This is a genomic window from Bacillus atrophaeus, assembly GCF_039519175.1.
Taxonomy (GTDB): Bacteria; Bacillota; Bacilli; order Bacillales; family Bacillaceae; genus Bacillus; species Bacillus atrophaeus.
Map to the genome: position 1 here is coordinate 43,981 of NZ_CP154443.1, position 23,216 is coordinate 67,196.

General features: G+C 42.9%; 19 protein-coding genes and 2 pseudogenes. 5 read left to right on the top strand and 16 right to left on the bottom strand.

Annotated elements, in window-relative coordinates; translation table 11 throughout:
• Positions 1-6: 6 nt before the first annotated feature.
• From AAHT65_RS00325 to sppA, 3 genes are all read right to left on the bottom strand, one after another.
• Entirely contained in the window at positions 7-690 is a 684-nt protein-coding gene (locus tag AAHT65_RS00325) for a DUF2953 domain-containing protein (RefSeq protein ID WP_343310806.1), read from the bottom strand.
• Positions 691-769: 79 nt separating this feature from the next.
• A complete protein-coding gene (locus AAHT65_RS00330) occupies positions 770-1,264 on the bottom strand; it encodes an RDD family protein (protein WP_063637187.1) in 495 nt (164 codons plus the stop codon).
• A gap of 12 nt (positions 1,265-1,276) precedes the next feature.
• Positions 1,277-2,281: a signal peptide peptidase SppA gene (gene sppA / locus AAHT65_RS00335; RefSeq protein WP_343310807.1), complete on the bottom strand. Its 1,005-nt coding sequence runs from the start codon at positions 2,279-2,281 to the stop codon at positions 1,277-1,279.
• 189 nt (positions 2,282-2,470) lie between these two features.
• Between sppA and AAHT65_RS00340 the strand changes: the two genes are divergently transcribed.
• Positions 2,471-3,274: an NAD kinase gene (locus AAHT65_RS00340; RefSeq protein WP_035175224.1), complete on the top strand. Its 804-nt coding sequence runs from the start codon at positions 2,471-2,473 to the stop codon at positions 3,272-3,274.
• A 17-nt stretch (positions 3,275-3,291) separates the two neighbouring features.
• Here AAHT65_RS00340 and AAHT65_RS00345 read toward each other — a convergent pair whose 3' ends face one another.
• From AAHT65_RS00345 to AAHT65_RS00365, 5 genes are all read right to left on the bottom strand, one after another.
• Entirely contained in the window at positions 3,292-4,887 is a 1,596-nt protein-coding gene (locus AAHT65_RS00345) for an amidohydrolase (protein ID WP_343310808.1), read from the bottom strand.
• Positions 4,888-4,909: 22 nt separating this feature from the next.
• Positions 4,910-6,505, bottom strand: coding sequence for an acyl-CoA synthetase MbcS (mbcS, locus tag AAHT65_RS00350; RefSeq protein WP_343310809.1), 1,596 nt, complete (start codon positions 6,503-6,505; stop codon positions 4,910-4,912).
• A gap of 170 nt (positions 6,506-6,675) precedes the next feature.
• Positions 6,676-6,891 carry an alpha/beta-type small acid-soluble spore protein gene (locus AAHT65_RS00355; RefSeq protein WP_003325071.1) on the bottom strand — a complete coding sequence of 72 codons (216 nt, stop codon included), beginning with the start codon at positions 6,889-6,891 and terminating at the stop codon, positions 6,676-6,678.
• Between the two features lie 95 nt (positions 6,892-6,986).
• Positions 6,987-8,192: a tRNA uracil 4-sulfurtransferase ThiI gene (thiI, locus tag AAHT65_RS00360; RefSeq protein ID WP_343310810.1), complete on the bottom strand. Its 1,206-nt coding sequence runs from the start codon at positions 8,190-8,192 to the stop codon at positions 6,987-6,989.
• Between the two features lie 3 nt (positions 8,193-8,195).
• Positions 8,196-9,341 (bottom strand): cysteine desulfurase family protein, encoded by a 1,146-nt coding sequence (locus AAHT65_RS00365; RefSeq protein WP_277713737.1) that lies wholly within the window; start codon positions 9,339-9,341, stop codon positions 8,196-8,198.
• Between the two features lie 195 nt (positions 9,342-9,536).
• Between AAHT65_RS00365 and brnQ the strand changes: the two genes are divergently transcribed.
• The gene (gene brnQ / locus AAHT65_RS00370; protein WP_268513552.1) at positions 9,537-10,868 is read left to right on the top strand and encodes a branched-chain amino acid transport system II carrier protein; all 1,332 of its coding nucleotides are present in this window, start codon (positions 9,537-9,539) and stop codon (positions 10,866-10,868) included.
• A gap of 111 nt (positions 10,869-10,979) precedes the next feature.
• Here the strand turns inward: brnQ and ezrA are convergent, their stop codons facing one another.
• On the bottom strand, positions 10,980-12,683 hold the full coding sequence (gene ezrA, locus AAHT65_RS00375) for a septation ring formation regulator EzrA (protein ID WP_343310811.1): 1,704 nt from the start codon (positions 12,681-12,683) through the stop codon (positions 10,980-10,982).
• 197 nt (positions 12,684-12,880) lie between these two features.
• Between ezrA and hisJ the strand changes: the two genes are divergently transcribed.
• Positions 12,881-13,690, top strand: coding sequence for a histidinol-phosphatase HisJ (hisJ, locus tag AAHT65_RS00380; protein ID WP_343310812.1), 810 nt, complete (start codon positions 12,881-12,883; stop codon positions 13,688-13,690).
• On the opposite strand, the gene refZ is transcribed toward hisJ, so the two are convergent.
• Positions 13,687-14,310 (bottom strand): forespore capture DNA-binding protein RefZ, encoded by a 624-nt coding sequence (gene refZ / locus AAHT65_RS00385; protein WP_010789498.1) that lies wholly within the window; start codon positions 14,308-14,310, stop codon positions 13,687-13,689. The two genes, hisJ and refZ, sit on opposite strands and share 4 nt — an antisense overlap.
• Positions 14,311-14,437: 127 nt before the next feature.
• Here refZ and AAHT65_RS00390 point away from each other — a divergent pair, with 127 nt between their 5' ends.
• Complete coding sequence (locus AAHT65_RS00390) at positions 14,438-14,920, top strand: GAF domain-containing protein (RefSeq protein ID WP_003325063.1); 483 nt, start codon at positions 14,438-14,440, stop codon at positions 14,918-14,920.
• A 35-nt stretch (positions 14,921-14,955) separates the two neighbouring features.
• On the opposite strand, the gene AAHT65_RS00395 is transcribed toward AAHT65_RS00390, so the two are convergent.
• Complete coding sequence (locus tag AAHT65_RS00395; protein ID WP_343310813.1) at positions 14,956-16,701, bottom strand: sensor domain-containing diguanylate cyclase; 1,746 nt, start codon at positions 16,699-16,701, stop codon at positions 14,956-14,958.
• Between the two features lie 307 nt (positions 16,702-17,008).
• Here AAHT65_RS00395 and rpsD point away from each other — a divergent pair, with 307 nt between their 5' ends.
• On the top strand, positions 17,009-17,611 hold the full coding sequence (gene rpsD / locus AAHT65_RS00400) for a 30S ribosomal protein S4 (protein ID WP_003325061.1): 603 nt from the start codon (positions 17,009-17,011) through the stop codon (positions 17,609-17,611).
• A gap of 317 nt (positions 17,612-17,928) precedes the next feature.
• Here the strand turns inward: rpsD and AAHT65_RS00405 are convergent, their stop codons facing one another.
• The 5 genes and pseudogenes from AAHT65_RS00405 to AAHT65_RS00425 form a co-directional block, all read right to left on the bottom strand.
• Complete coding sequence (locus tag AAHT65_RS00405) at positions 17,929-18,765, bottom strand: alpha/beta fold hydrolase (protein WP_216413226.1); 837 nt, start codon at positions 18,763-18,765, stop codon at positions 17,929-17,931.
• 481 nt (positions 18,766-19,246) lie between these two features.
• Positions 19,247-21,079, bottom strand: a complete 1,833-nt coding sequence (locus tag AAHT65_RS00410) for an amidohydrolase (protein WP_343310814.1) — start codon at positions 21,077-21,079, stop codon at positions 19,247-19,249.
• 13 nt (positions 21,080-21,092) lie between these two features.
• Positions 21,093-21,685 (bottom strand): annotated as a pseudogene (locus AAHT65_RS00415) (antibiotic biosynthesis monooxygenase).
• Between the two features lie 97 nt (positions 21,686-21,782).
• Positions 21,783-22,427 carry an isochorismate family cysteine hydrolase YcaC gene (gene ycaC, locus AAHT65_RS00420; RefSeq protein ID WP_003325057.1) on the bottom strand — a complete coding sequence of 215 codons (645 nt, stop codon included), beginning with the start codon at positions 22,425-22,427 and terminating at the stop codon, positions 21,783-21,785.
• Between the two features lie 198 nt (positions 22,428-22,625).
• A pseudogene (locus AAHT65_RS00425) lies at positions 22,626-23,175 on the bottom strand (NADPH-dependent FMN reductase).
• Positions 23,176-23,216: the final 41 nt, after the last annotated feature.

Consider the following 23,216-nt stretch of genomic DNA (forward strand, 5'->3'; position numbering starts at 1 on the left):
TCCTCCTTAAACTGATGAATCATTCTTTGAAGTTAATCGGGCTGATGGTTTCTTTCTGAATACAGATAAGCCGCCCCGCCAGTATCTTACAAATTTGAAAGCTGCAAGCATAGCATGCCCAAAGCGAAAAAAGAATATACACTGCAAATGGGTTTTGGACACAGGCATTTGGAATGAAGGGATGACTTGATACACCGGTTTATTGGCAAAGCTGAAGTGTTCATACAGCATCCCCATTATTCCGCCCTTCACTGCCCAAACGCCGCCGGTCAAAATCCCTGTCGCCGCTGCGTCTTTGATTCCGACGATTGTCGTCCACTCTAATTTTGTGACGCGAAAACTGGCGAGAAAGGCGGCGCCGATCTTTCGCATTCTTACCACTTGCTTCATAAGCATTTCAACTCTGTCTATGCTTTCTCTAAGTTCACGATAGGTTAATTTTTTCTTTCCGCTGCTTTTTTTGGTCTTCGATTCTGTATCCTGTTTTACATCGATTGAGGCATCCTCTGGATTCAGTTTAATGACCGGAAATTCTTTTTTGACCCGTATCAGCCCGTATAAGGATGTGAATTTCACCGTAAGTTTGTCATCATCATCTGAATGAAGATACTCAATGGCAATTTGGATTTTCATTCTGATAACCAGCACGAAAAGAATGAGAATAAGTACGGCAGACAAGAGATATACCATATCCTTCACTTCCTCTTAGAAAGCATTATCGTCCAATTCAAAAAAAAATAAACCCGGACCGAGGCCGGGTTTATTTTAGTCATTTGCGATATAGCTTTTCATGCACGACAGTCGTATCGGCAAAATAATCATGTATCCCCTGTTTCTTAGGAGTTACTCCGACAACGATATACAGAATCCAGATTTTAAGAATATACCGGCCGACGACCTCCCTGAAGATCACCGCGCTCCAGGTGAGAGAAGTATCCGGCTTAACTGAAACAACCTTGAGCCCAAAAACCATTTTCCCGAGCGTTTGACTGAAACATTTTGTCATCAGCGCAAAATAAGCGAGAAAGACAATGAGGGTTGTCACTGAATAGGCTGAAATCGTAAAAACACCCGATGTTTTCGGCAGTCCCATGACACTAAAGAGCGGTGAAACGATTAAGTGGTTCAGCCCCCATACAACAAGCCAATCAAGCAAGAACGCCCAAAAACGGATCCAAAATCCCGCGTACGCACGCTCAAACAGTTCCGCCTTTTCCGCAGGGGGCGCTTCATTGCGGTTCAAGTCATCATATGTCGCGTCCATTATTTATCCCTCCTACTTCGCATAGAGATACATCATTCTCGGCGAGCTGGATTGTGAAATTAATTCCTTCATATTCAGAAAATCAATTTCGCTCTTAAACATTTTGTTCGCCCCCATCGAAAAGAGAGAACCTAAGCCAAAGCTTTCCTCATAGGTGACAACAGATGCGTCTTTCAGATTTTTATGATCTTTTTTCATTGCAGCAATCGTATCATCATAAAAGCCAAGCTCATCAACGAGATTCAATTTCTTCGCTTGTTTGCCATCATAAACACGTCCGTCGGCGATTTTTTTCACTTCCGCTTCAGCCATGTTTCGCCCCTTCGAAATGACATCTACAAAACCTTCGTAAGAATTATCAACCATAGATTGCATAATTTTCTTTTCTTCATCTGTCATGTCACGAGTGGCAGACATGATGTCCTTGTGAGCACCGCTTTTAATTGTTTCAAATTTGATGCCGAGCTCATCGGCCAGCTTCGAATAGTTAACACTTTCCATAATAACTCCGAGAGAACCGGTGATCGTTTCCGGTGATGCGTAAATCTTATCTGCGTCCGCTGAGATATAATACCCTCCGGAAGCTGCCATTGAACCCATTGATACATAGATCGGTTTCTTTGTTTCTTTTTTAATCTCTTCAAGCTTTTTATGTATTTCGGCACTTTCGTAGACGCCGCCGCCGGGAGAGTTCACTTTCAGAACAATTCCTTTAACGGTCTTGTCTTCTTTGGCCTGTTCAAGGTTTTTCAAGAACGTTCTGTGATTATAGCCGTCTGAACCGAGCAGACTGCTTGAATCCCCGTTGTCTTGAATCGTTCCGCTGACTTCGAGTACAGCGATTTTACTGGAGAGGTTTCCGTCTTCCAGCGTGACTTCTTGTGATTCATCGTTCAGCGACGTAATATCCGTGTTGCCGCTGAAATTTTCAAAGAAAGCGATTGTAAGACTCGCAATTAATGAAACGCCGAAAATCCCAAGCGCAATCACCAATGCAATCCATCGTTTTGCATTCATTGTTTCTCCTCCTTTTATAAAACATGTCCCCTTCATTATACGACTGGCGTAAGAGAATGTTTCATTTTCATTCCAAAGCTTTGGCTTACCCAATAAGCTTCAAACATGGTACACTTATGGCCAAAGGTATTTTAACACAAATACTGGATGGCAGAAAAACTTAAATATGACAGCAAAGGGGAAATGATTATGACAGATCATCGCCGTAATGTTTATTTTTTTCACAAACAAGACAATGAAACAAAGGAACAAGTCAGCTCCTTGAAGCAACTGGCCGAATCGAACGGATTTACGGTCGTCAGCCAATCAGCCGATGCCAATATTATCGCAAGCGTCGGGGGTGACGGCTCATTCCTGCAGGCTGTCAGAAAGACTAACTTCCGCGAAGATTGTTTATATGTCGGCATCGCCAAAAAGGGGAAGGCTCATCTCTATTGTGACTTTAACAGTGATGAGACTGAAAAAATGACGGATGCGACGAAATTTGAACAAATTGAAGTCAGAAAATATCCGCTCATTCATGTCAAAGTGGATGACACGAACCATTTCCATTGTCTGAATGAGGTATCAATCCGTTCAAGCATTATCAAAACGTTTGTTATGGACGTGCTGATTGATGATTTGCATTTTGAAACGTTCAGAGGAGACGGAATGATCATTTCCACGCCCACAGGCAGCACCGCCTATAATAAATCGGTAGCCGGAGCAGTCGTTGATCCCCTGCTTTCCTGCATGCAGGTCACGGAGCTTGCGTCACTCAACAATAACACGTACCGGACACTCGGTTCTCCGTTCGTACTAAGCTCCGACCGCAAGCTGACCCTGAATATTATTCAAGATGGGAATGAGCATCCGATTATCGGGCTGGACAATGAAGCGCTGAGCACAATGAATGTCAAAAAAATCGAGATCACTCTTTCAAAAAAGAAAATCAAAACCGTTAAGCTGAAAGATAATTCATTCTGGGAAAAAGTAAAACGTTCCTTTTTATAAACACAAAGAGGACAGGCTTAGAGCCTGTCCTCTTTTTCATATACTATCTGTCCGCCGACCACTGTTTTTTCAATCTTTAAGCGGTGGAGATGCTCGGGTTCCGCTGCAAACGGATCGTCGCTGAGAATCGTAAAATCGGCGTCAAATCCTTTTTCAATTTTTCCCCGCGTACATTCCTTGTGAATGATCGCAGCGCTCCCTGTTGTATAGAGCTGAATCGCTTGATACACAGTAAGGCGTTCGTTTTCATTATAACTTGGACCATTCTTTTGTCGGCCGCTTGTCCGAAGCACAGCAGACTGAATGCCGAGAAGCGGCTCAACAGGCTCAATCGGAGCGTCTGAACCGCCCGCGCACAAAATGCCTTCCTCGATTAGCGTTTTCCAGGCAAAGGCCGTTTTCATCCGCTGCTCTCCAAGGCGGTCAATAACCCAAGGAAAATCACTCGCGACGAAATGAGGCTGAATATCAAGGGCCACCGGCATTGCTGCTGTTTTTTTGATCAATTCACGATTCAATACTTGGGCGTGTATCAATCTGTCATGCTGCCCCGGTTTCGGCGGAAGCTGCTCTATGACATTAAGCACTTTTTCAAAAGCAAGATCTCCAATAGCATGAACTGCGGCTTCCATGCCTTTTCCTCTCGCTTTTTTGATTAATCGGTAAAGCGTTTTGTCGTCATGAACCTGCACACCGTTTGTGGAGGGATCATCATGGTACGGTTCTTTTAATAAAGCGGTTCTGCCGCCAAGCGCACCGTCAGCAAAGATTTTCATCGCTCCGAATTCAAGGTAAGGGCCTTCCGGTTTCTCCATTGCGTCCCATTTGTCAACCACTTGATGATGGACGAGCAAATGACAGCGAAACGGATACTGGCCTGATCCCACAGCTGTTTTATAAGCCGCGACCGGAACAGAAACGTCCCCGTAGTAAGACAAATCCTCAGAGTGGCCTCCCGTCAGTCCTTTTTTCCAGCAATCCGTGATCGCAGTCTTCAGCGCCCTGTCCACATAAGCTTGAGAAACGGGAGGAATGGCCTGCGTGATCAGATCTTGCGCCTTATCCAGCAGCAGGCCTGTCGGTTCTCCATCCGTTTTCACAATGACGCCGCCGTCAGGGTCAGCCGTTTGGCTTGTGATACCGGCTGCTTTCAGGGCGGCCGAATTAACTGCTACCGCATGTCTGCAAATACGTTTGAGCATGACGGGCCTGTCAGGAAACAATTGATCAAGATCATGTTTTGTGACATATTCCGGCTTGTCAAATTGATTTTCATTCCAGCCCTCGCCGATCAGCCACTCACCTTCTGCCAGATAGCGCTCTGACTCTTGTGCCGCACGCACAATGGCTTCTTTTGATGTAAAAGAGGATAAATCCAGCCTCAGCTGTTTTTCCCCATGCCCAATCAGATGGAGGTGGCTGTCGACAAATCCCGGAAACATCACGGCTCCGTGAAGATTGATCTCTTTAGTGTCCGGTGAACCGTACGCTTTTTTGAGTTCGGCAAAACTGCCCGTTTCCTTAATGACCCCGCCTTCAACATATACTGCTTCGGCTTTTTGCCCTTCGGTTACCATTGTATAAATTAAGCCGCCGTACCAAATCGCCTTCACTTCAGCTTCACTCTCTTTCTTTTTACGACTGCGCCTTTTTATTGGCTTTAAGCTGTTCTTCACGTTTTCTTAGCTCGACACGTCTGATTTTGGCGGAAGCTGTTTTTGGCAGGCTTTCGACAAATTCAATTTCTCTAGGATATTTGTATGGAGCTGTGATCGTTTTAACGTGATTTTGAAGCATTTTGACAAGATCATCACTGCGCTTTTCATGATTTTGCAGCACGACATACGCTTTTACGATTGAGCCTCTGATTTCATCGGGGCTCGCCACTACTGCGCACTCTCTAACTTCTGGATGTTTGACAAGCGCGTCTTCGACTTCAAAAGGCCCGATCGTATAGCCGGAGCTTACAATGATGTCATCGTTTCGGCTTTCAAACCAGAAGTAGCCGTCCTCGTCTTTTTTCGCTCTGTCTCCCGTAAGAAAATAGTCGCCGCGCACTTGCTTTTTCGTTCGTTCAGGGTCTTTATAATATTCTTTGAAAAGCGCCGGTGTGCTTAGATGTACGGCAATATCCCCCGTTTCACCCGTTTTGCAGATGTCGCCGTCTTCATTAATAATTTCAACCTGATTTCCGGGTGTCGGTTTTCCCATGCTTCCCGGCTTTATATCCATATCTTTCAGCACACCGACTAAAAGCGTGCTTTCCGTTTGGCCATATCCGTCTCTGACTTTCACTCCGAAGTATTTTTGGAAAACATCAATGACTTCCCGGTTTAACGGCTCTCCCGCCGATACTGCGCTGTGCAGGGCTGAAAGGTCATAGGTTTCCAAGCCTTCCACTTTTGCCATCAGCCTGTACTCTGTCGGCGTGCAGCAGAATACATTAATTTGATAACGGCTTAATAGCTCCAAATATTTCTCGGCGCCAAATCTTCCGTGGTACACAAATCCGGTCGCTCCGCTTCCCAGCACCGCAAGCAGAGGGCTCCATACCCATTTTTGCCAGCCTGGCGCGGCTGTCGCCCATACGTTGTCGTTTTCGGAAATGCCGAGCCACTCGCGGGCGGATGTTTTTAAATGGGCAAATGCCCAGCCATGTGTATGTACAACGCCCTTCGGCTGACCGGTCGTCCCGGATGTATAGGATAAGAACGCCATATCCTCTCTAGTTGTATCTGCTGTTTTAAAACTGCTTCCATCAGCCTGAATGCTTAACAGGTCTTTCCATCCAGCCTCATTTTCTCCTATTGACAGCGTGATTAATTTGTCAGTCGACTTGACATCTTTAAATGCGCTGATAAATTGCGGATAAACAATGGCGCCCTTTACTTCTGCGTGCGCAATCCGATATTCAAGGTCTTTCGCCCGAAGCATTTCCGAGCAAGGAATAACGACCATACCAGCTTTCAGGATGGCCAAATAAACGGCATAAGCTTCTAGCACTCTCGGAACCATGACAATCAGCTTATCACCTTTTTCGAATCCTAAACCTGTTAGCGCAGCACCGATTTTATCGGTTTCTTCCATTAGCTTTTCATATGACCATGAAGCTTGTTTTCCTGATTCGTCCTCCCATAACAGGGCGGTTTTTTGTCCAGAACGGCTAAACTTTTCAATTTCATTTACTAAGTTATAGTTCATTGGGGCAATTAAATCTTCTCGTTTTAACACGGACAACTCCTCGCTTTCTCTCCCCATTATACATAAATGAAGCGCCTTTCAGAAAGGATATGCACGAAAAAACAAGTGCCAAGAGGCTCATCGTTCTTTGGAGATTCATTTTTAACATTGAAAAAGAGCGGGGTCGCCCCCGCTCCTTAAGCCATTATGTGTAATTGTGATTAAAACTGTTGACCACTCATGTTTTGTTGAGCGAAAGAAACAAGACGTTTTGTGATCTCTCCTCCAACAGAACCGTTAGCGCGAGAAGTTGTTTCTGCACCAAGGTTTACGCCAAATTCAGAAGCGATTTCAAATTTCATTTGGTCGATAGCTTGAGCAGCGCCTGGTACTAGTAGTTGGTTACTGCTGTTACCGTTTTGACTGTTTTGTGCCATGTGTCTCACCTCCTTGTGAGTATAGAATGTGTTAAAACACATGGCTTCATTCAGAAAAAGTTTGGTAATTGTATACAGTTCCCCTCTGCTTCTGCTTAAAAAAGCTCAGCAAATTTATCGTTTGCTTCTTGCTCGCCGTATAATTCAATTGTTTCAATTTGTTCCACTGCTTCTTGAATGAGCGGCTCAAAATCAACAAAGCTCTCAAAGTGTTCAATTTTTTCTTTTTTCGGCCGGGTTTTCGGACTTGGCGGGGTAAAGATCGTACAGCAGTCCTCAAACGGCTGAATGCTGGTGTCGTATGTGCCGATCTCACGCGATTTTTCAATAATTTCGGTTTTATCCATTCCGATTAATGGCCGTAAAATCGGTGTAGATGTCACCGCATTAATGGCATACATGCTTTCAAGCGTCTGACTCGCAACCTGTCCGAGACTTTCCCCTGTAATCAGCGCCAAGCCTTTTCTTTGTTCTCTGATTCTGTCTGCGATTTGAAGCATCAGACGCCGGGTTGCGGTCATCGTATAGTTTTCCGGAATTTGTTTTTGAATCAGCTCTTGTGTCTTCGTAAACGGCACAATATGAAGCGTCATCTTTCCGCCAAACTTTGACAAGCCCCGCGCAAGATCAATGACTTTTTGCTTTGCGCGCTCGCTCGTGTAAGGAGGGCTGAAAAAGTGAACGGCTTCTACCGACAGACCTCTTTTCATGGCGTAAAATCCGGCGACCGGGCTGTCAAATCCGCCGGAAAGCATCAGCATCGCTTTGCCGGCCGAACCGACAGGAAGGCCGCCCGCCCCTTTTTCATCACGGATCGTCAAATAGGTTGCTTCTTCCCTGATTTCCACTCTGAGAGGGATATCCGGATTGCGCACGTCGACTGTTAAGCCCTCGGTGTTCCGTAAAATATGAGCGCCGATTTCGGCATTCATTTCATTCGTATCTAACTCAAATTGCTTGTACGCTCTCTTGGTCGCCACTTTAAAGGTGTCGCCCTCTTGATATTCAGCTCGAATGGCCGCCAGCGCCGTGGTTTTAATATCTTCCAGGCTGCTTTCGCACTTAATGGCAAGGCTGAAGCTTTGAATGCCGAATACCTGCTTTAATTGTGATCGAATGGCATCCGGCTGTTCACCGTTTAATGTAATCGTCATCCGGTCGCGGTTCGAGAAGTATTTCAATTTATTATAGTCATTCAAAACAAGTTTAATGTTTTGCTTCAATCGTTCAATAAAGCTGCGTCTGTTTTTTCCTTTTGTTGATATTTCGCCAAAACGTATTAATATGTGATCGTAATTCATGTTTTACCTCGTCATTTTCTTTAGTTTTTTGATTCCCGGAACAAGCGCCTTCATAAATGGTTCTACAACATCGCTTGTCTGGCTGTAATTCAGGCTTATTCTGATACTGCTGCCAGCGATCTCTTCTCCTTTTCCCATCTGCAACAGCACCTTGCTCGGCTTATGTTCCCGTGCGGAGCAGGCTGCTGTCGTTGACACAAAAATATCCTGTTCTTCAAGCATATGCAACAGCACCTCGGCTTTGATGCCGGGCACTGAAAAATTGACAATGTGCGGCGCGCTGTTTAAAGTAGGGGTATTCATCACAACTCCCTCTGTCTCACTCAGCCTCTTGAAAAACAATTCCTTTGCGGCCGACATGGCGCCGAGGCGATGTGAAAAGTCTTGAGCCGCCATATTCACGGCTTTAGCAAGTGACACAGCTCCTGCTGTATGCTCGGTTCCAGCACGCAAGCCGCTTTGCTGCGAACCGCCTGTCAACAGCGGAACAAGGCGTGTGCCTTCTTTTACGAGAAGCGCGCCCGTTCCTTTAAGACCGTGAAATTTATGGCCAGAGATGGTGCAAAGATCAATTCCTGCTTTTTCTATCATTAAAGGCACTTTATGAACGCTCTGCACATAATCAACATGAAACAATATTTGCGGATAGGCTTGCAATACTAATCCGGCCTGTTCAACCGGCTGGATGGACCCGATTTCATTGTTCACATGCATCATGCTGACAAGAACGGTATCCGGCCGGATGGCGCTTTTGAGCTCATCGACTGACACAGCCCCGTCTGCGTTTACTGAAAGATATGTCACTTCAAAACCAAATAACTCCTCCAGCTGGTCCAGAGATTCAGCAACTGACGGATGCTCAATTGACGTCGTAATAATGTGCTTACCTGTTTTTATTTTGGACAAAGCAGCGCCTTTTAAAGCCAAATTGTTCGCTTCCGTTGCGCCTGATGTAAATACAATATCATAATTCTTTAGACCCAAAGCTTTTTTTATTTGATTTTTTGCCGCGTACAGCAGCTGTTCTGTTTCTGCTCCATACCGGTGCAAAGATGACGGATTGCCAAAGTAGCGCCGGCTTGTCTTTTCATATACGTCCAAAACTTCATCATAAGGTTTTGTCGTAGAACTATTATCTAAATATATCATCTTTTTTTACTCCTTTATGAAAGCGGTACATTGGACGGTATTTATGTTATCACAATAAAACTTAATAGAAAATTACAAAAAGCTAGTATTGACTTCTGTTCTCATTGCCATATAATAAGATTTGTTCATTTCGTCATATTATCTGACAATTAATTGACAGAATATTTTAACATAGTAACTAGGAGGATTTTTTTCATGAAACAAACATTACCTGTCAAAGAGACCGTTATTATCGGTTTTATGCTTTTTGCATTATTCTTTGGCGCAGGAAATATGATTTATCCGCCTGAATTAGGCCAGGCTGCCGGACACAATATATGGAAAGCGATCGGCGGATTTTTGCTAACAGGTGTGGGCCTCCCGCTTCTCGGAATCATCGCGATCGCATTAACGGGAAAAGACGCAAAAGGACTTGCCGATAAAGCGCATCCGGTTTTCGGCACAGTATTCACTGTGGTTCTTTACCTGTCAATCGGGCCTTTATTCGCTATACCGCGTACAGGAACGGTCTCATATGAAATCGGCGCGGTTCCTTTTTTAACCGGAATACCTGAGAGATTATCTTTATTTGTTTTCACGCTCTTATTTTTTGGCATTACTTATTATTTGGCTATAAACCCATCAAAAGTTGTGGATAGAGTTGGAAAAATTCTCACTCCAATCAAATTTACCATTATTTCTATCATTGTTATTAAAGCGATTATTACACCAATGGGCCATTTTGGCGCAGCACAACAAGCTTATACGGCAACACCGCTTTTCAAAGGATTTTTAGAAGGCTACAAAACAATGGATGCGCTCGCTTCAATTGTGTTTGGCGTCGTAGTCGTCAATGCGGTTAAAAGCAAAGGGGTTACAAATTCGAAAGCTCTTGCTGCCGCTTGTATCAAAGCCGGCATTATTGCGGCTCTGGGACTGACGTTTATTTACGCCGCGCTGGCTTACTTAGGAGCTACGAGTACAGATGCCGTCGGCCCGCTTGGAGAAGGTGCCAAAATCTTATCAGCTTCATCCAGCTATTTGTTCGGTTCTTTAGGAAATATAGTATTGGGTGCAGCCATTACAGTTGCTTGTTTGACAACAAGCATCGGCCTTGTCACCTCCTGCGGTGACTACTTTTCAAAATTGATTCCTAAATTGTCTTACAAAATGGTTGTGACCATTGTCACTTTATTCAGCTTGATCATTTCAAATTTTGGGCTCGCTCAGATTATAGCATTTTCTGTTCCCATTTTATCAGCTATTTACCCGCTTGCAATCGTTATTATCTTGCTTTCCTTTATTGACAAGCTTTTCAAAGAAAGAAGAGAGGTTTACATTGCGTGTTTGATTGCCACTGGGATGTTCAGTCTTATAGACGGTTTGAAGGCAGCCAGCATTCCCCTCGGATCATTAGACAAATTTTTAAACGCTCATCTTCCGCTTTACAGTCTGGGCATAGGCTGGGTTCTTCCAGCTGTCGCAGGAGCGCTGATTGGATATATTCTCACTTTCTTTATCAGTCCCGCTAAACAGCTAGTTAAATGAAGAAAATAGTAAAAAAACGCATGCAGTTCAGAAGAGAATCCGGGCTGCATGCGTTTTTATATGGAATGATGCATAAAAAGAACCCGCTTTACCAAGAAGCGGGTTCTTTTTTTATTGATGAACATGTAATGCAGATTGCTCCGATTCTATCTTCTTCACTGCGCCCGGAACGGTTTTTTCAACAGCGGCCGCCGCAATTTCGTATGCTTCTTTATAATCGTAAGCATAGAATCGTCTTTCTGCCTCTTTTAACTGCTCAGATAATATATGGTTCTGGCTTCTGAAGCGATTGCCGAACTGGATGATTTTTTCAATCAGATTCACCTGTTCTACCAGCCCTTCTGATTCAAGGCTGACTTGGCTGACGATTTCTTCCGCCTGCTTCAGATGCCTGCTGGCTTCTTCCATATTCAGCGGAATCTCATTTAATTGGTTCCCGGTTTCTTGAATATGGTGGTGAGCTTTTTCCAGCATCTCTTTTATATGTTCCGGTATTCCGGGTATGTTGCTTGTTTTAAGCAATCTCGATGTTTCAGAAATGGTTTTTTTCAAACCGTCAAGCGTCTCTCTCGCCTGCAATTCTTCTTTTCTTAATGCCTGCAGTTTCTCGCGGTATTCATCATGCTCTTTTTTGACCTCATCGATTTGCTTCTCAATGTGAGCAACCTCTTCTATCAAAAGGGAATACGCGACCTGCTCTCCGTCAAGCTTGTCTTTCACCTGATCAAGCAGCTTGCCGATGTCTTCAATTCGTTTCTCAAAGGCTTGCTGTTTACCAATCTCACCTGCTGTCAGCCTGTAGCTTTCCTTGACAAGCTCCGTTTCTGCCTTTGTCCGCTCTTTTTCTTCTTCGAGCTTATCGTATGCAATAACCAGTTCCGGCATTTTGCTTAATACAGACTGGCCGGCTTCCACTTCGCCCTCAAGCTGCTCATACAGGGATTGAATCGAATCATCAATCAGCTGAAGCACCGCAGATGCATCGTCGATATCCAATTCCTTCAATAAAGAGCTCTCCGCCCGTTTTAACTGGTTCGACAGATTTTCTAATTCTTTTTCGATTTGAATGTGCTCAAGCTTATAGCCCTTTTCCGTCATTTCGTGATAGCCGTCTCTCAGCTTTGTGATTTGGTTCGGAATGGTCTGCTTACAGTCAGCTAACAGCTTAGGAACATCATCTATGTATGATTGAAGCTGATCCAGACTGCGATCCTGTTCAAGAAGCACTTTTCTGGCAGCGATATAGTTCCCGCCTTCGGTCTCTTCTTCAAATTGTTTGATGCCGCTCCAGATCTCATCAAGATCCTGTTCAAGACTGTCATAAAGCTCCCCGTATAGATGGCTGTATGCAAGCAAGTTTTTGCGGGATTTGGAATAGCGCTCCCTGACCTCTTCGATCTCCTGGCGGCTTTTTTCTTCGCTTGTGACAAGATCGCTGATTTCCCGCAAAATCGCCTCGATATTTGACTCTGCCGCCGTCAGCAAGTCATCAATATGAACGAGAACCTGATTCGCTCTTTTGAAGCGGTATTTATCAGCTAATTCCTCGGCATCATAAAGGAGCTCTTCGACTTTGGGCATATGGGCTGTGACGATTTCATCCCATTCTTCGCGCCATTTTTCAAAGAACTCTTCTGTCTGCCCCGTCATTTTCAAATGTTTGATTTTGGACATTTCTTCCACAATCGAACGGTTTAAAATTTCAATTTTCCATGATTCCAAACGGTCAATTTCAGTGTATATTTTTTTCCTGAAAAAGTAGCCCGCTGCAAACAGCACGAGCAATATGATTAATAATCCAATGACTAACTCCATAATGAGCCCCCTTGTTGTATATCCTTAATCTGTCAGGGTGTTTTATTATTCAGAAAGATTTCAGTATATGTATTGAGAAAAACTGTCGTTTTCATTGTTATTATGATACCATGTAACCAACATTTTTTGACCAGAAATCAAAAACTTTTTGCATAAAATCGGCAGGATTTGACTATTTTTTAACGGGGTGAGCAGCAATGTTAAAAAGAGACGGACATATTCATACGCCATTTTGCCCTCACGGATCAAAAGACGCGTTTACTCTCTACATCGAAGAAGCGATAAAAAAGAGGTTTCAATCCATCACTTTTACCGAGCATGCCCCTTTGCCCCCCTCATTCACTGACCCTACGCCGCTCCAAGACAGCGCGATGACGCACGCTTCATTAGAACGCTACTTAAACGAGCTGTCAGGACTCAAAAAGGAATACAGCGGCCAAATTGCCATACTGACAGGGCTTGAAGTCGATTATATATCCGGCTATGAGCATGAAATCAAATCATTTCTGGATACATATGGGCCCTCTCTTGATGACAGCCTATTATCCGTCCATTTTTTGCCCGCCGGCTCGTCCTTTCTCTGCCTTGATTACGATGAGCATACATTTAAAGAGCTGATCGCGGTATATGGGAGCGTTGAGAATGTATATGAGCAGTACTATAACGAAATCTATTCTTCCATTGTAGCATCAATCGGCCCCTTTAAGCCAAGACGAATCGGTCATCTCACCCTTGTCAAAAAATTCGCCAAGCTGTTTCCGTATGAGATGTCGGCAACCGTGCGGAAGCTTGTGTCACGGTGCCTGGACGCCATTAAGGCAAACGGGATGGAACTCGATTTTAATACGGCAGGTCTCAGAAAGGCGTACGCCGGTGAAATTTATCTGGAGGAGTGGATGATCGCGGCTGCGAAACAAAAAAAAATCCCGCTCGTCTACGGGTCTGATGCCCATCAAGCGCAGGATATCGGATATTCATATGAGTCTTACCGGAACGCCGCCCGCTAATTCGTAAGCGCCACATCTCCGGTGCTGAAGACGCTCTTGATCCATACTTTTACTTCTTCAAAATACATTTTATAAAAATACGGCTCGTGCGGCTGCATGTAAAGCACTTCAGTAATATATTGGGGCTGGAGATAAGGCATCATCAAGAGAGATTTTAATTGAAGGATAAAATGCGGCACAGGCAGATTCAAATATTCCTTGTTTTTCGCCCCTTCTTCAATGATCAGCTGTAAGATATACTTTTCTTTCATCAAATAAGTGGACATGATTTCACGAATCAGCGTGGAATCAATCGTCACCTCCCGATAAACAAACCGAGTTAATTGACGGTTATCGTGCTGATAGGATAAAATATCGAAAACCAATTGCAGGATGCTTTCCTGTGTGCTTTGGAATTCGGTGCGGCTGCAGGCATTTTCAAGCGTCTTGCTGTAGCCTTCGTAAAACTCGGAAACTAAATGTTCCATCAGACCGCCTTTGCCTTTAAAATAGTAGGAGATGTGCGCAACATTAACATCAGCTGACTTTGCGATTTCACGGACAGACGTACCGGTAAATCCTTTCTGGTTAAACAGCATAACGGCAGCTTCAATAATTTTGTCTTTGGTGCTTAATTTCATACGGCTCACCCCTTCTTAGTTATAACAATTCAAGCAGAAGGCCGCCGTTCCTGTAAGAACTTATCGACAAATGCCGGCATCACGGCAAGAACTTTGTTTTATATTATAGAAAAAGTGAGGGTTTTCCATGTTTCATGTCGAAAAACAATCTGGAGATAAAGAAAAAGACTACCAGCTTCTGCTAAAACAACTTGAAGCGATAACAGAAGACGAAACCGATGCCATTGCGAATTACGCAAATGCATCAGCACTTCTTTACCATTCATTAGACGAGGTCAACTGGGCGGGATTTTATTTCGCCAAAGAAGGAGAGCTCGTGCTCGGGCCGTTCCAAGGGCTTCCTGCCTGTGTCCGGATTCCTTTCGGAAAAGGGGTGTGCGGCACAGCCTATTCAAACGGAACTGTCAAGCGGGTGAGTGACGTTCACGCTTTTCCCGGGCATATCGCCTGCGATGCGGCGTCCCAGTCTGAAATCGTGCTGCCGATTCATGTAAACGGGAAGGTGATCGGCGTTTTGGACATTGACAGTCCCGTCAAAAACAGATTTGACGAAGTTGATGAAACGTTCCTTACGTTATTTGTTGAAAAGCTTGAAAAAGCATTAGCATAGAAAACAAGGAGCCGGTCTGTGTACCGGCTCCTTTTCTATTGAGAACTTGTTCCGTGGATGATTAAACGGTTTTTCCCGCTTCTTTTGGCGGTGTAGAGCGCTTCATCGGCTTGCTGCACCAATTCTTTTAACGATTTTCTCGCTTCCGCCGTCCAGCAGGAAATTCCGCACGAAATCGTCACTTCGGGCTTTGTGCTTTCTCTGACTGCGCGAACGAGCCTCTGGGCGATTCGTTTTCCCGCTGCCACATTCAGCATCGGCAGGTAAATCGCCAGCTCCTCGCCTCCCCAGCGGGCCCCGATATCATGTTTACGTATGTTGCTTTTGATGACAGCCGCCACCTGAATTAAGATCTCGTCCCCCGTCTGATGTCCGTATGTGTCATTTACATTTTTAAAATTATCAATGTCAATCAGAATGAACACGCCTCTTTGATGGGTTTTCATGCTGTATTGAATTTTTTCATCTAAATAGGTTCTTGAATATAATTCTGTCAGCTGATCAGTCTTGACGAGATGTTCCAGACGATCACGAAGCATGGAATTGGTAACAGCCAGTGTAGAGTGATGGATCAGTGCCTCAAACAACTTGTATACTTCAAAGGTGAAGGCATACAGGTCTTTTTTCAGCACGATGGCAAAGCCTAATATCCGGTCATTCTCCATCATCGGCACGGCCATAAGGGAGCCATAACTCTCCTCTCCGAATAAAGAACGCCCGTTTCCGATGAACACCCCTTTTTCTCCATCGAAAAGCTTTTCTTTCACCGAACGGATATACACGTCAGAAGAGCCTGTTTCAAAAAAAGGGGTGCCTCCGGGCAGCAGTGTCTGTTTTTCAAAGTGATCAATATGAAAAAAGCCGACTTCTTCAGCATGAAACGACTCTACGATTCTTGCCGTCAGATCTTTCATTGTGTCTGTCAGTCTCAGCCGCTGATTGAGCTGGCGGGATGTTTCATTAATCAATTCCAGATTGGCAATGCTTGTTTTGGACTGCTCATAGAGCTGGGCGTTTTCAAATGCTCTTCCCGCCGCATTTGCAATCAGTGACATTTCATCCAAATCGCCTGCGGAAAGCGGTCCCCCGGACTTTGCCTCAGCCATCAGCACCCCGTATGTTCCCTGCTGACCCTTTATCGGTACATAAACGGCTGATTCGTTTTTTCTCAGTATCTCCCCGGATAAATACACATGAAGCGCAAAGGAATCGGCACCTTCTCCTTCCATCAGCAGCTCTTTTGCGGGCAAATCCCGGCATGTATCCCGATCCTGAGAAATAAACAAAGAAAAATGAAAGGACGGATAAACACCGTTTAAGCTTTCCAGCAGCTTCTTCAGCACTTTCTTTTGATCTAAGAGCGAGTGAAACAGCTCTGTCAGGTTGTATATTTTTTTCTGATGCACCGCCGCTTCATACAGCTTTTCCTGCTTCATGGACTGATTCAAAAACAAGGAAATCAAGTCAGGCAGTTCGGCAGGAATCTCTTCTCCCTGTTTACAGGTTAAGTTTAGGCTGCTGCCTGTTGAATGATCTGAGATTACATAAAAAGAGCCGCTGATTTTCGTTGCAGCAAAACAAGCTTCTTCCTCGGTCTTGTATTTCGTTTGAGCAGATTCTGCCGGTGAAAGGGTTAATAATAGAGATGAAAAGCAGGATTCAAGAGCTGAGGTCAGCCAAAGCAGCGAGTCGGCAAAAGTCACGGATTTTGGCATCGTTAATAAAAAATGCAGCATGCGCTGATGAAAGATCGGCAATATATGTTTTGTTTGGTTTATCAATTTTTATCACCTAAAAAGTAAACTTCTAATTTTTGTTTATTATAGCATAACCGTTTGCTGAATAGCTTTGCAGACGATGATGGGGAAATGGTTGACTTCAAAGCGAAAAACTTATATAATGCTCTTTGTGTGAAATATTGCAGCCTTTTTGTTCAGCTTCTGTGTTTCATTTTGTTCCTTAAGCTTTAAGGTGTATCGTGTAACTCTCTGCTGCTGGAGCGAGGATACATGAAAACATAATGACATAGTCGAATAGAGCAGACGGTTTTTATTTTCCACAAAATAAAACCAAAGGAGGAGTCACATTATGGCTCGCTATACAGGTCCATCTTGGAAACTGTCCCGTCGTTTAGGAATCTCTCTAAGCGGAACAGGAAAAGAATTAGAAAAACGCCCTTACGCTCCAGGTCCACACGGTCCAGGACAACGTAAAAAATTATCAGAATACGGTTTGCAACTGCAAGAAAAGCAAAAACTTCGTCACATGTACGGTGTAAACGAACGCCAATTCCGCACATTGTTTGACAAAGCTGCTAAACTTACAGGTAAACACGGTGAAAACTTCATGATTCTTTTGGACGCACGTCTTGACAACCTTGTGTACAAGCTAGGTTTAGCACGTACTCGCCGTCAAGCTCGCCAATTGGTTAACCACGGTCACATTCTTGTTGACGGAAGCCGCGTAGATATTCCGTCTTACCAAGTAAAACCTGGTCAAACAATCGGTGTTCGCGAAAAATCAAGAAATCTTTCTATCGTGAAAGAATCTGTAGAAGTGAACAACTTCGTTCCTGAATACCTTACATTCGACGCTGAAAAACTTGAAGGTTCATTAACTCGCCTTCCTGAGCGTTCTGAACTTGCTCCAGAAATTAACGAAGCGCTTATCGTTGAGTTCTACTCTCGTTAATCGTAATGCTTCTTTAAAGAGCATTGACTTAAACCCTAGAAACTTTGTTTCTAGGGTTTTTCTTTTGGTTCTGCTATGCAGAATACCGTATTCTCCTTTATTTATTTGGGATGTAATGAATTGGATTTCAATTATATTTAGAATTCCTCTTATGTGTAAAAACAAGTTATTGTACAGAAACTCATGCTTTTTGAGACAAATAAAAAAGTAAAGGAGGTACTTATAGTACCTCCTTTACTTTCCCTCTTCATAGAATGAAAGAAGAACCTGGTGTTATACAATCCCCTTTTCTATCCATTAAAAGTATTCATTTATAATTAGTCCTTTAAAAAGGATAATAATGCTTCATTAAATTCCTTGGGATGTGTTGCATTCAACCCATGTGGCCCCCCTTTTATTAAAGCTACTTTGGCATTAGGAATTGCTTCATAGGTTCGCTTCCCACTATATTCAAATGGAACAGTTGCATCCGAATCACCATGAATCACAAGAGCAGGGATATTAATTTTGGCTAAATCTCCCCTAAAATCTGTTTTACTGAAAGCACCAATACAATCTAAAGTCCCTTTAGGAGATGCACCTGCTGCAATATCCTTATTGTAAAGCCGGAATGGTTCACTAACTAAATCCGTTCGATCTCCAGCTGCAAAAAATATTTTCGTAAACTCATCAAGAAAAGCTAATCGATCATCTTTTACCCCGTTTTCAAATCCTTGAATTGCTGCATCATCTAATACTCCCTCAGGATGATCTTCTGACTTATAAAGAAATGGTGGTACAGCTCCTGCAAATACAGCCTTTTCTACTCTATTGGTTCCGTAGGTTCCAATATAGCGTGCTACTTCTCCGCCCCCCATTGAAAATCCGACCAGTGTCACATTTTGGAGATCCAAGTGTTCTAGTAACAGATGTAAATCAGCAGCTAATGTATCATAATCGTAACCGTTCCATGGCTGAGAAGAGTTTCCGAACCCTCGACGGTCATAAGTTATGACTCTATATCCACCCTCAACGAGAGCCGGGACTTGGTATTCCCAAGATCGACCACTTAATGGCCAACCGTGAATTAATACAACTGGCCTCCCCATACCGTGATCCTCATAATAAAGTTCAATAGGTGTGTGATTTTCTGTTCCTACAGTAATTTTTGCCATTCCTATACCTCCAATATATAGCCTTTTCTCCAATAATCGAGGTGAACCTCGTATCCTATTAACTTTCTTTTCTTCCAGCCTCAATAATCCTTCCTATAATTTATATATGGTTAAGATAGAAGGTTATTTCAAATAGGGAGGAAGCTGCAGGACTAAAACTATTTAACAGTTAGAGAAATTTCTTATAATCCAATCATTCCCCAACTTCCTGCTTAAATAAAGGAATTACCTTATATATCACATGATGCTATGGGTTTCTCTAAGAGAGAGTATACCAACATACTTAATTACAGGCAGTTTAGTAAAATATAGGTGAGCCGACTGTTAACCAGTCGGCTCCTACCTCTGTTTGATCTAGTTACGTTATTAATTAAATAATAATTGCCTTCATGTCGCTAGATTTTCACTTTTTTTCTTTAAAGAGAAAGTTAGGCTTTTTTCATTTTTTATGTTTGGGTCCGTCATCGGCCCCAAACCCTTATTAGAAAGCAAAGCAAGTACAACCAATACCCCATTTAGTTCCATCTTTTCCTATTACGGTATGAGTGTGTTGATGGAGAGGGTTACTGCAACTATGTTTGTGATCATGGGCATCGTGAGAAAGTATATTGTGGGTTAGGTTAGCACCACCATAACCATAAACCCCCGTCGGTGCCCAATCAGGTGATGCTGGCGGCAATTCAGGTGATAAATTTTTAAATTCATCATTTCCATAAACAACTTGCCCACCCATAATGGTGAGTAATGATTCAAGGTCTTTGATTTCTTCTTCTGGCACAGTAAAGTAGTCAGCAGACAATACAGCAATATCAGCAAACTGACCTACTGCAAGGGTTCCCTTTTTATCTTCATCATCAGAGAACCATGCACTTCCTTTGGAATATAATCCCAGAGCTACGTTTCTGTCAAGTTTATTCTTTTCATCGTATATCGAAAGTCCACCAATGGTTTTTCCTGCAACCATCCAGTAAAGAGCAACCCAAGGGTTATAGCTGGAAACCCTCGTTGCATCACTACCCGCGCCAACAGGTATACCCAAGTCTAGCATACGATAAATCGGAGGAGTACGCTTTGCAGCTTCCTTTCCGTATAAATCAACAAAGTATTCACCTTGGAAAGCCATGCGGTCTTGGATGGCAATACCGCCATTTAAAGCCTTAACACGTTCCATACTACGATCTGAGATTGTTTCTGCATGGTCAAACCACCAGCGTAGACCATTAAAAGGAATTTCTCTGTTGACTTCCTCAAAAACATTTAAGAAACGTGTTATTGACTCGTCATAAGTTGCATGTAAACGGAATGGCCAACGGTTTTCCACCAATAGAGAAATTACTTTCTTTAAGTCAGCTTCCATCACCGTAGCTAGGTCGGGCCGCGGCATTTGAAATTTTTCAAAATCGGCTGCCGAGAATACTAACATTTCTCCGGCACCATTCATTTTATACTTATCACTTCCTTGACCTGGAGAAACGATTTTTGCCCATGAAGCAAAGTCTTCATATTCATGATTTGGATTTTGTGTAAATAGATTATAGGCAATACGCAAAGTTAATTGATCCTTCTCGGCTAAATGTTCAACAACTTTGTAATCGTCAGGATAATTTTGGAACCCGCCGCCTGCGTCAATAGCACTTGTAATACCTAATCTATTTAATTCGCGCATAAAATGGCGAGTTGAGTTAATCTGGTCGTCAAAATTAAGTACTGGGGCTCTACCCAGACTTGAATAAAGAATAGAAGCGTTAGGATTGGCAATTAAAAGACCCGTTGGATTACCTCGTTTATCTCGTTCTATTAAACAACCCGGAGGATCTGGTGTATCTTTTGTGTATCCCAGTGCACGCAGTCCTGCACGATTTACTAGTGCTCTATCGTAAAGATGTAGTACAAAGATAGGTGTGTCTTCAGAAACAGCATTAATCTCTTCCAAAGTTGGCATCCGTCTTTCTTTAAATTGAAATTCAGACCAGCCTCCAACTACTCTTACCCACTGAGGAGCAGGTGTGCGTCTTGCCTGCTCTTTAAGCATTTCCAGAGCGATAGCAAGTGATGGCACACCTTCCCAGCGCAATTCCATATTATAATGAAGACCGCCACGAATAACGTGTATATGAGAATCATTCAAGCCCGGAATAGCTCTCTTTCTTTTAAGGTCTATTTTTTTGGTTTTTTCTGTGGCACTATCAAGAAGCTCATCTCCACCTACTGCAGTGATTAAACCATCAGTTATGGCGATAGCCGATACCTCAGGTTGAGAAGGGTCAAGAGTAGTGATTTTTCCGTTATATAAAATCATATCCGGTAAATTCATGTTCACACCTCGTCTACTTCCTGTTATTCTGTAACCATGGATGAAATATTTTACCGAAAAACGGCATTACTACCCATGATAGCAAGGAAACTATACATACAGAAACCAAAAAAGATGACATAACAGAGTTCATGTTTTTTATGATAGGCCCTATCACTATAGGAACCAACTTGCTAAGAGGCCATACACCAAGAACGGTAATAATAGACATTTTCCATTTTGACGGTGGAACTGGCGTTTTCAGCGTAATAAACCAATAAGCCAAACTGCTTTCAGTTTTGTAAGTTGGATTAGTGGCTTGAAATGGTTCTGCCTTTTTTAACAAATCTCGGCGAATATCTGATTCTTGCCAAGCAAGGGATTCTCAAACGTATCGAAGCGAAAAACAACAGTATACTCTCTGGATCCGTTATTGGGGACTATTAGATTTACGCCTAAATGCCCTGGAAATTTAGTAGCGGCAGCTTCGATTTCATGTCTCCACGTTTCAAACTGTTTTTCTCTGCCTTCTTGAATTTCCCATGTAACAATTGTTGTTACTGGAACACCAGCATCCATAGTGTTCCCTGTATGAGTTTCTCCCACAGTTACTCTTTCTTGATTCATTTTAAAGGCAATTATTAGTTTCAGTTGTAATCGTAAAATTAAAAGCCTTGCTATACTTCTTAATTAAAAAGGAGCGCTGATTAAATCAGCGCTAAATTTATGCATTTTGTTTACTAAGATCTCGCTGAGCTCCCTTATAGCTTCCAATTACATTTTGATAACCAGGAAGTTGACTAGAAAGTAAATTGCCAAAGCCCTCAACATCGTTACGCCAATCGCGTTGTAATTCGCATGCTACGCTAAACCAGTTCATAAGCTGCACACCGCCATGAGCCATTCGAGTTAAAGACGCATCTGCCACTTGTTTGCTGACTGTTCCAGAAGCATCCGTAACAGCGAATACTTCATACCCTGCCTTAATAGCCGAAAGTGCAGGGAAAGCAACGCAAACATCCGTAACTACACCTGCGATGATAAGTTGTTTTCTTCCAGTTTCTTCGATTGCTTTAACAAACTCTTCATTATCCCATGCATTAATTTGTCCAGGTCGTGCTATTTTTGGCGCGTGAGGGAAAAGCTCAACCAATTCTTGCATCAATGGCCCGTTAGGTCCGTTTTCAAAGCTTGTTGTTAAAATCACAGGTAAATCAAAAAACTTAGCTGTGTTAGCAAGAGCCATAACGTTGTTCTTGAATTCATCCACACCATAATCACGCACTAAGCCGGAAATAAGGCCTGTTTGATGATCCACTAAAAGCACGACAGCATCATCTTTGGAAATACGAGAATATAAATCAGACATTCTAAAGTCCCCCTTTATTAAAGTAATCGAAGAAAGTTTATGTATTGGAAAATCCATCTGAAACTTCTTCATTAGGTACAATCAATTTAGCACTTAACTGATTGCTCTATCAGTTTAATTATAAACCGATTAATTGTCAATATTATTCATAAAAGTTAGAAAAATGTACATATTCTTAAAAATACTGACCTCTTTCTATTAATCTAGAACAAGACTGTGATCGACCCAATTTATAAATTGTTGTAAATAACTCTGAAGGTAACGTTTTGTTCTTTCATCAGTAAGTACAGCATCAATCTTTTCATGTACTTGTGAAATGAGAACCTTCTGAAATGGAAGAACAGGAACATGCATTGTTTCTAGTATTTCTCTAATTTGCATTTGAGCATAGACAGTCCCTAATCCCTCGAGTTGCTCCAATTAATCCAACCGATTTTCTGCTCATAACAGAGGATTCTCGAGGTCTCGCTGCCCAGTCTAATGGATTTTTTAATACACCTGGAATTCCAGAATTATACTCTGGGCACACGATAATGATACCGTCAACACCCTGAATAGAAGATTTAAATGATGTCACTGTTTCTGGAGCACCACCTTTTTCCAAGTCTTCGTTAAACAAAGGAAGCTCATTAATCTCGATCCAGCGAAATTGGATGGAATCATCCATATCCATCCATGATTGAGCAATAATTCGATTATAAGAATCTTTCCGTAAGCTAACACAAATAAGTCCAATGGTTTTGGTCAATCATTTCCTCCCTTTTGAAATTAATCACTATAATACCTCAA

Coding starts and splice junctions, on each gene's coding strand:
- rpsD (WP_003325061.1), top strand. CDS start 17,009: ATGGCTCGCTATACAGGTCCATCTTGGAAACTGTCCCGTCGTTTAGGA.
- AAHT65_RS00390 (WP_003325063.1), top strand. CDS start 14,438: ATGTTTCATGTCGAAAAACAATCTGGAGATAAAGAAAAAGACTACCAG.
- refZ (WP_010789498.1), bottom strand. CDS start 14,310: ATGAAATTAAGCACCAAAGACAAAATTATTGAAGCTGCCGTTATGCTG.
- sppA (WP_343310807.1), bottom strand. CDS start 2,281: ATGAATGCAAAACGATGGATTGCATTGGTGATTGCGCTTGGGATTTTC.
- AAHT65_RS00340 (WP_035175224.1), top strand. CDS start 2,471: ATGACAGATCATCGCCGTAATGTTTATTTTTTTCACAAACAAGACAAT.
- thiI (WP_343310810.1), bottom strand. CDS start 8,192: ATGAATTACGATCACATATTAATACGTTTTGGCGAAATATCAACAAAA.
- AAHT65_RS00365 (WP_277713737.1), bottom strand. CDS start 9,341: ATGATATATTTAGATAATAGTTCTACGACAAAACCTTATGATGAAGTT.
- ezrA (WP_343310811.1), bottom strand. CDS start 12,683: ATGGAGTTAGTCATTGGATTATTAATCATATTGCTCGTGCTGTTTGCA.
- AAHT65_RS00410 (WP_343310814.1), bottom strand. CDS start 21,079: ATGAATTTACCGGATATGATTTTATATAACGGAAAAATCACTACTCTT.
- AAHT65_RS00325 (WP_343310806.1), bottom strand. CDS start 690: ATGGTATATCTCTTGTCTGCCGTACTTATTCTCATTCTTTTCGTGCTG.
- ycaC (WP_003325057.1), bottom strand. CDS start 22,427: ATGTCTGATTTATATTCTCGTATTTCCAAAGATGATGCTGTCGTGCTT.
- AAHT65_RS00405 (WP_216413226.1), bottom strand. CDS start 18,765: ATGGCAAAAATTACTGTAGGAACAGAAAATCACACACCTATTGAACTT.
- hisJ (WP_343310812.1), top strand. CDS start 12,881: ATGTTAAAAAGAGACGGACATATTCATACGCCATTTTGCCCTCACGGA.
- AAHT65_RS00355 (WP_003325071.1), bottom strand. CDS start 6,891: ATGGCACAAAACAGTCAAAACGGTAACAGCAGTAACCAACTACTAGTA.
- AAHT65_RS00330 (WP_063637187.1), bottom strand. CDS start 1,264: ATGGACGCGACATATGATGACTTGAACCGCAATGAAGCGCCCCCTGCG.
- brnQ (WP_268513552.1), top strand. CDS start 9,537: ATGAAACAAACATTACCTGTCAAAGAGACCGTTATTATCGGTTTTATG.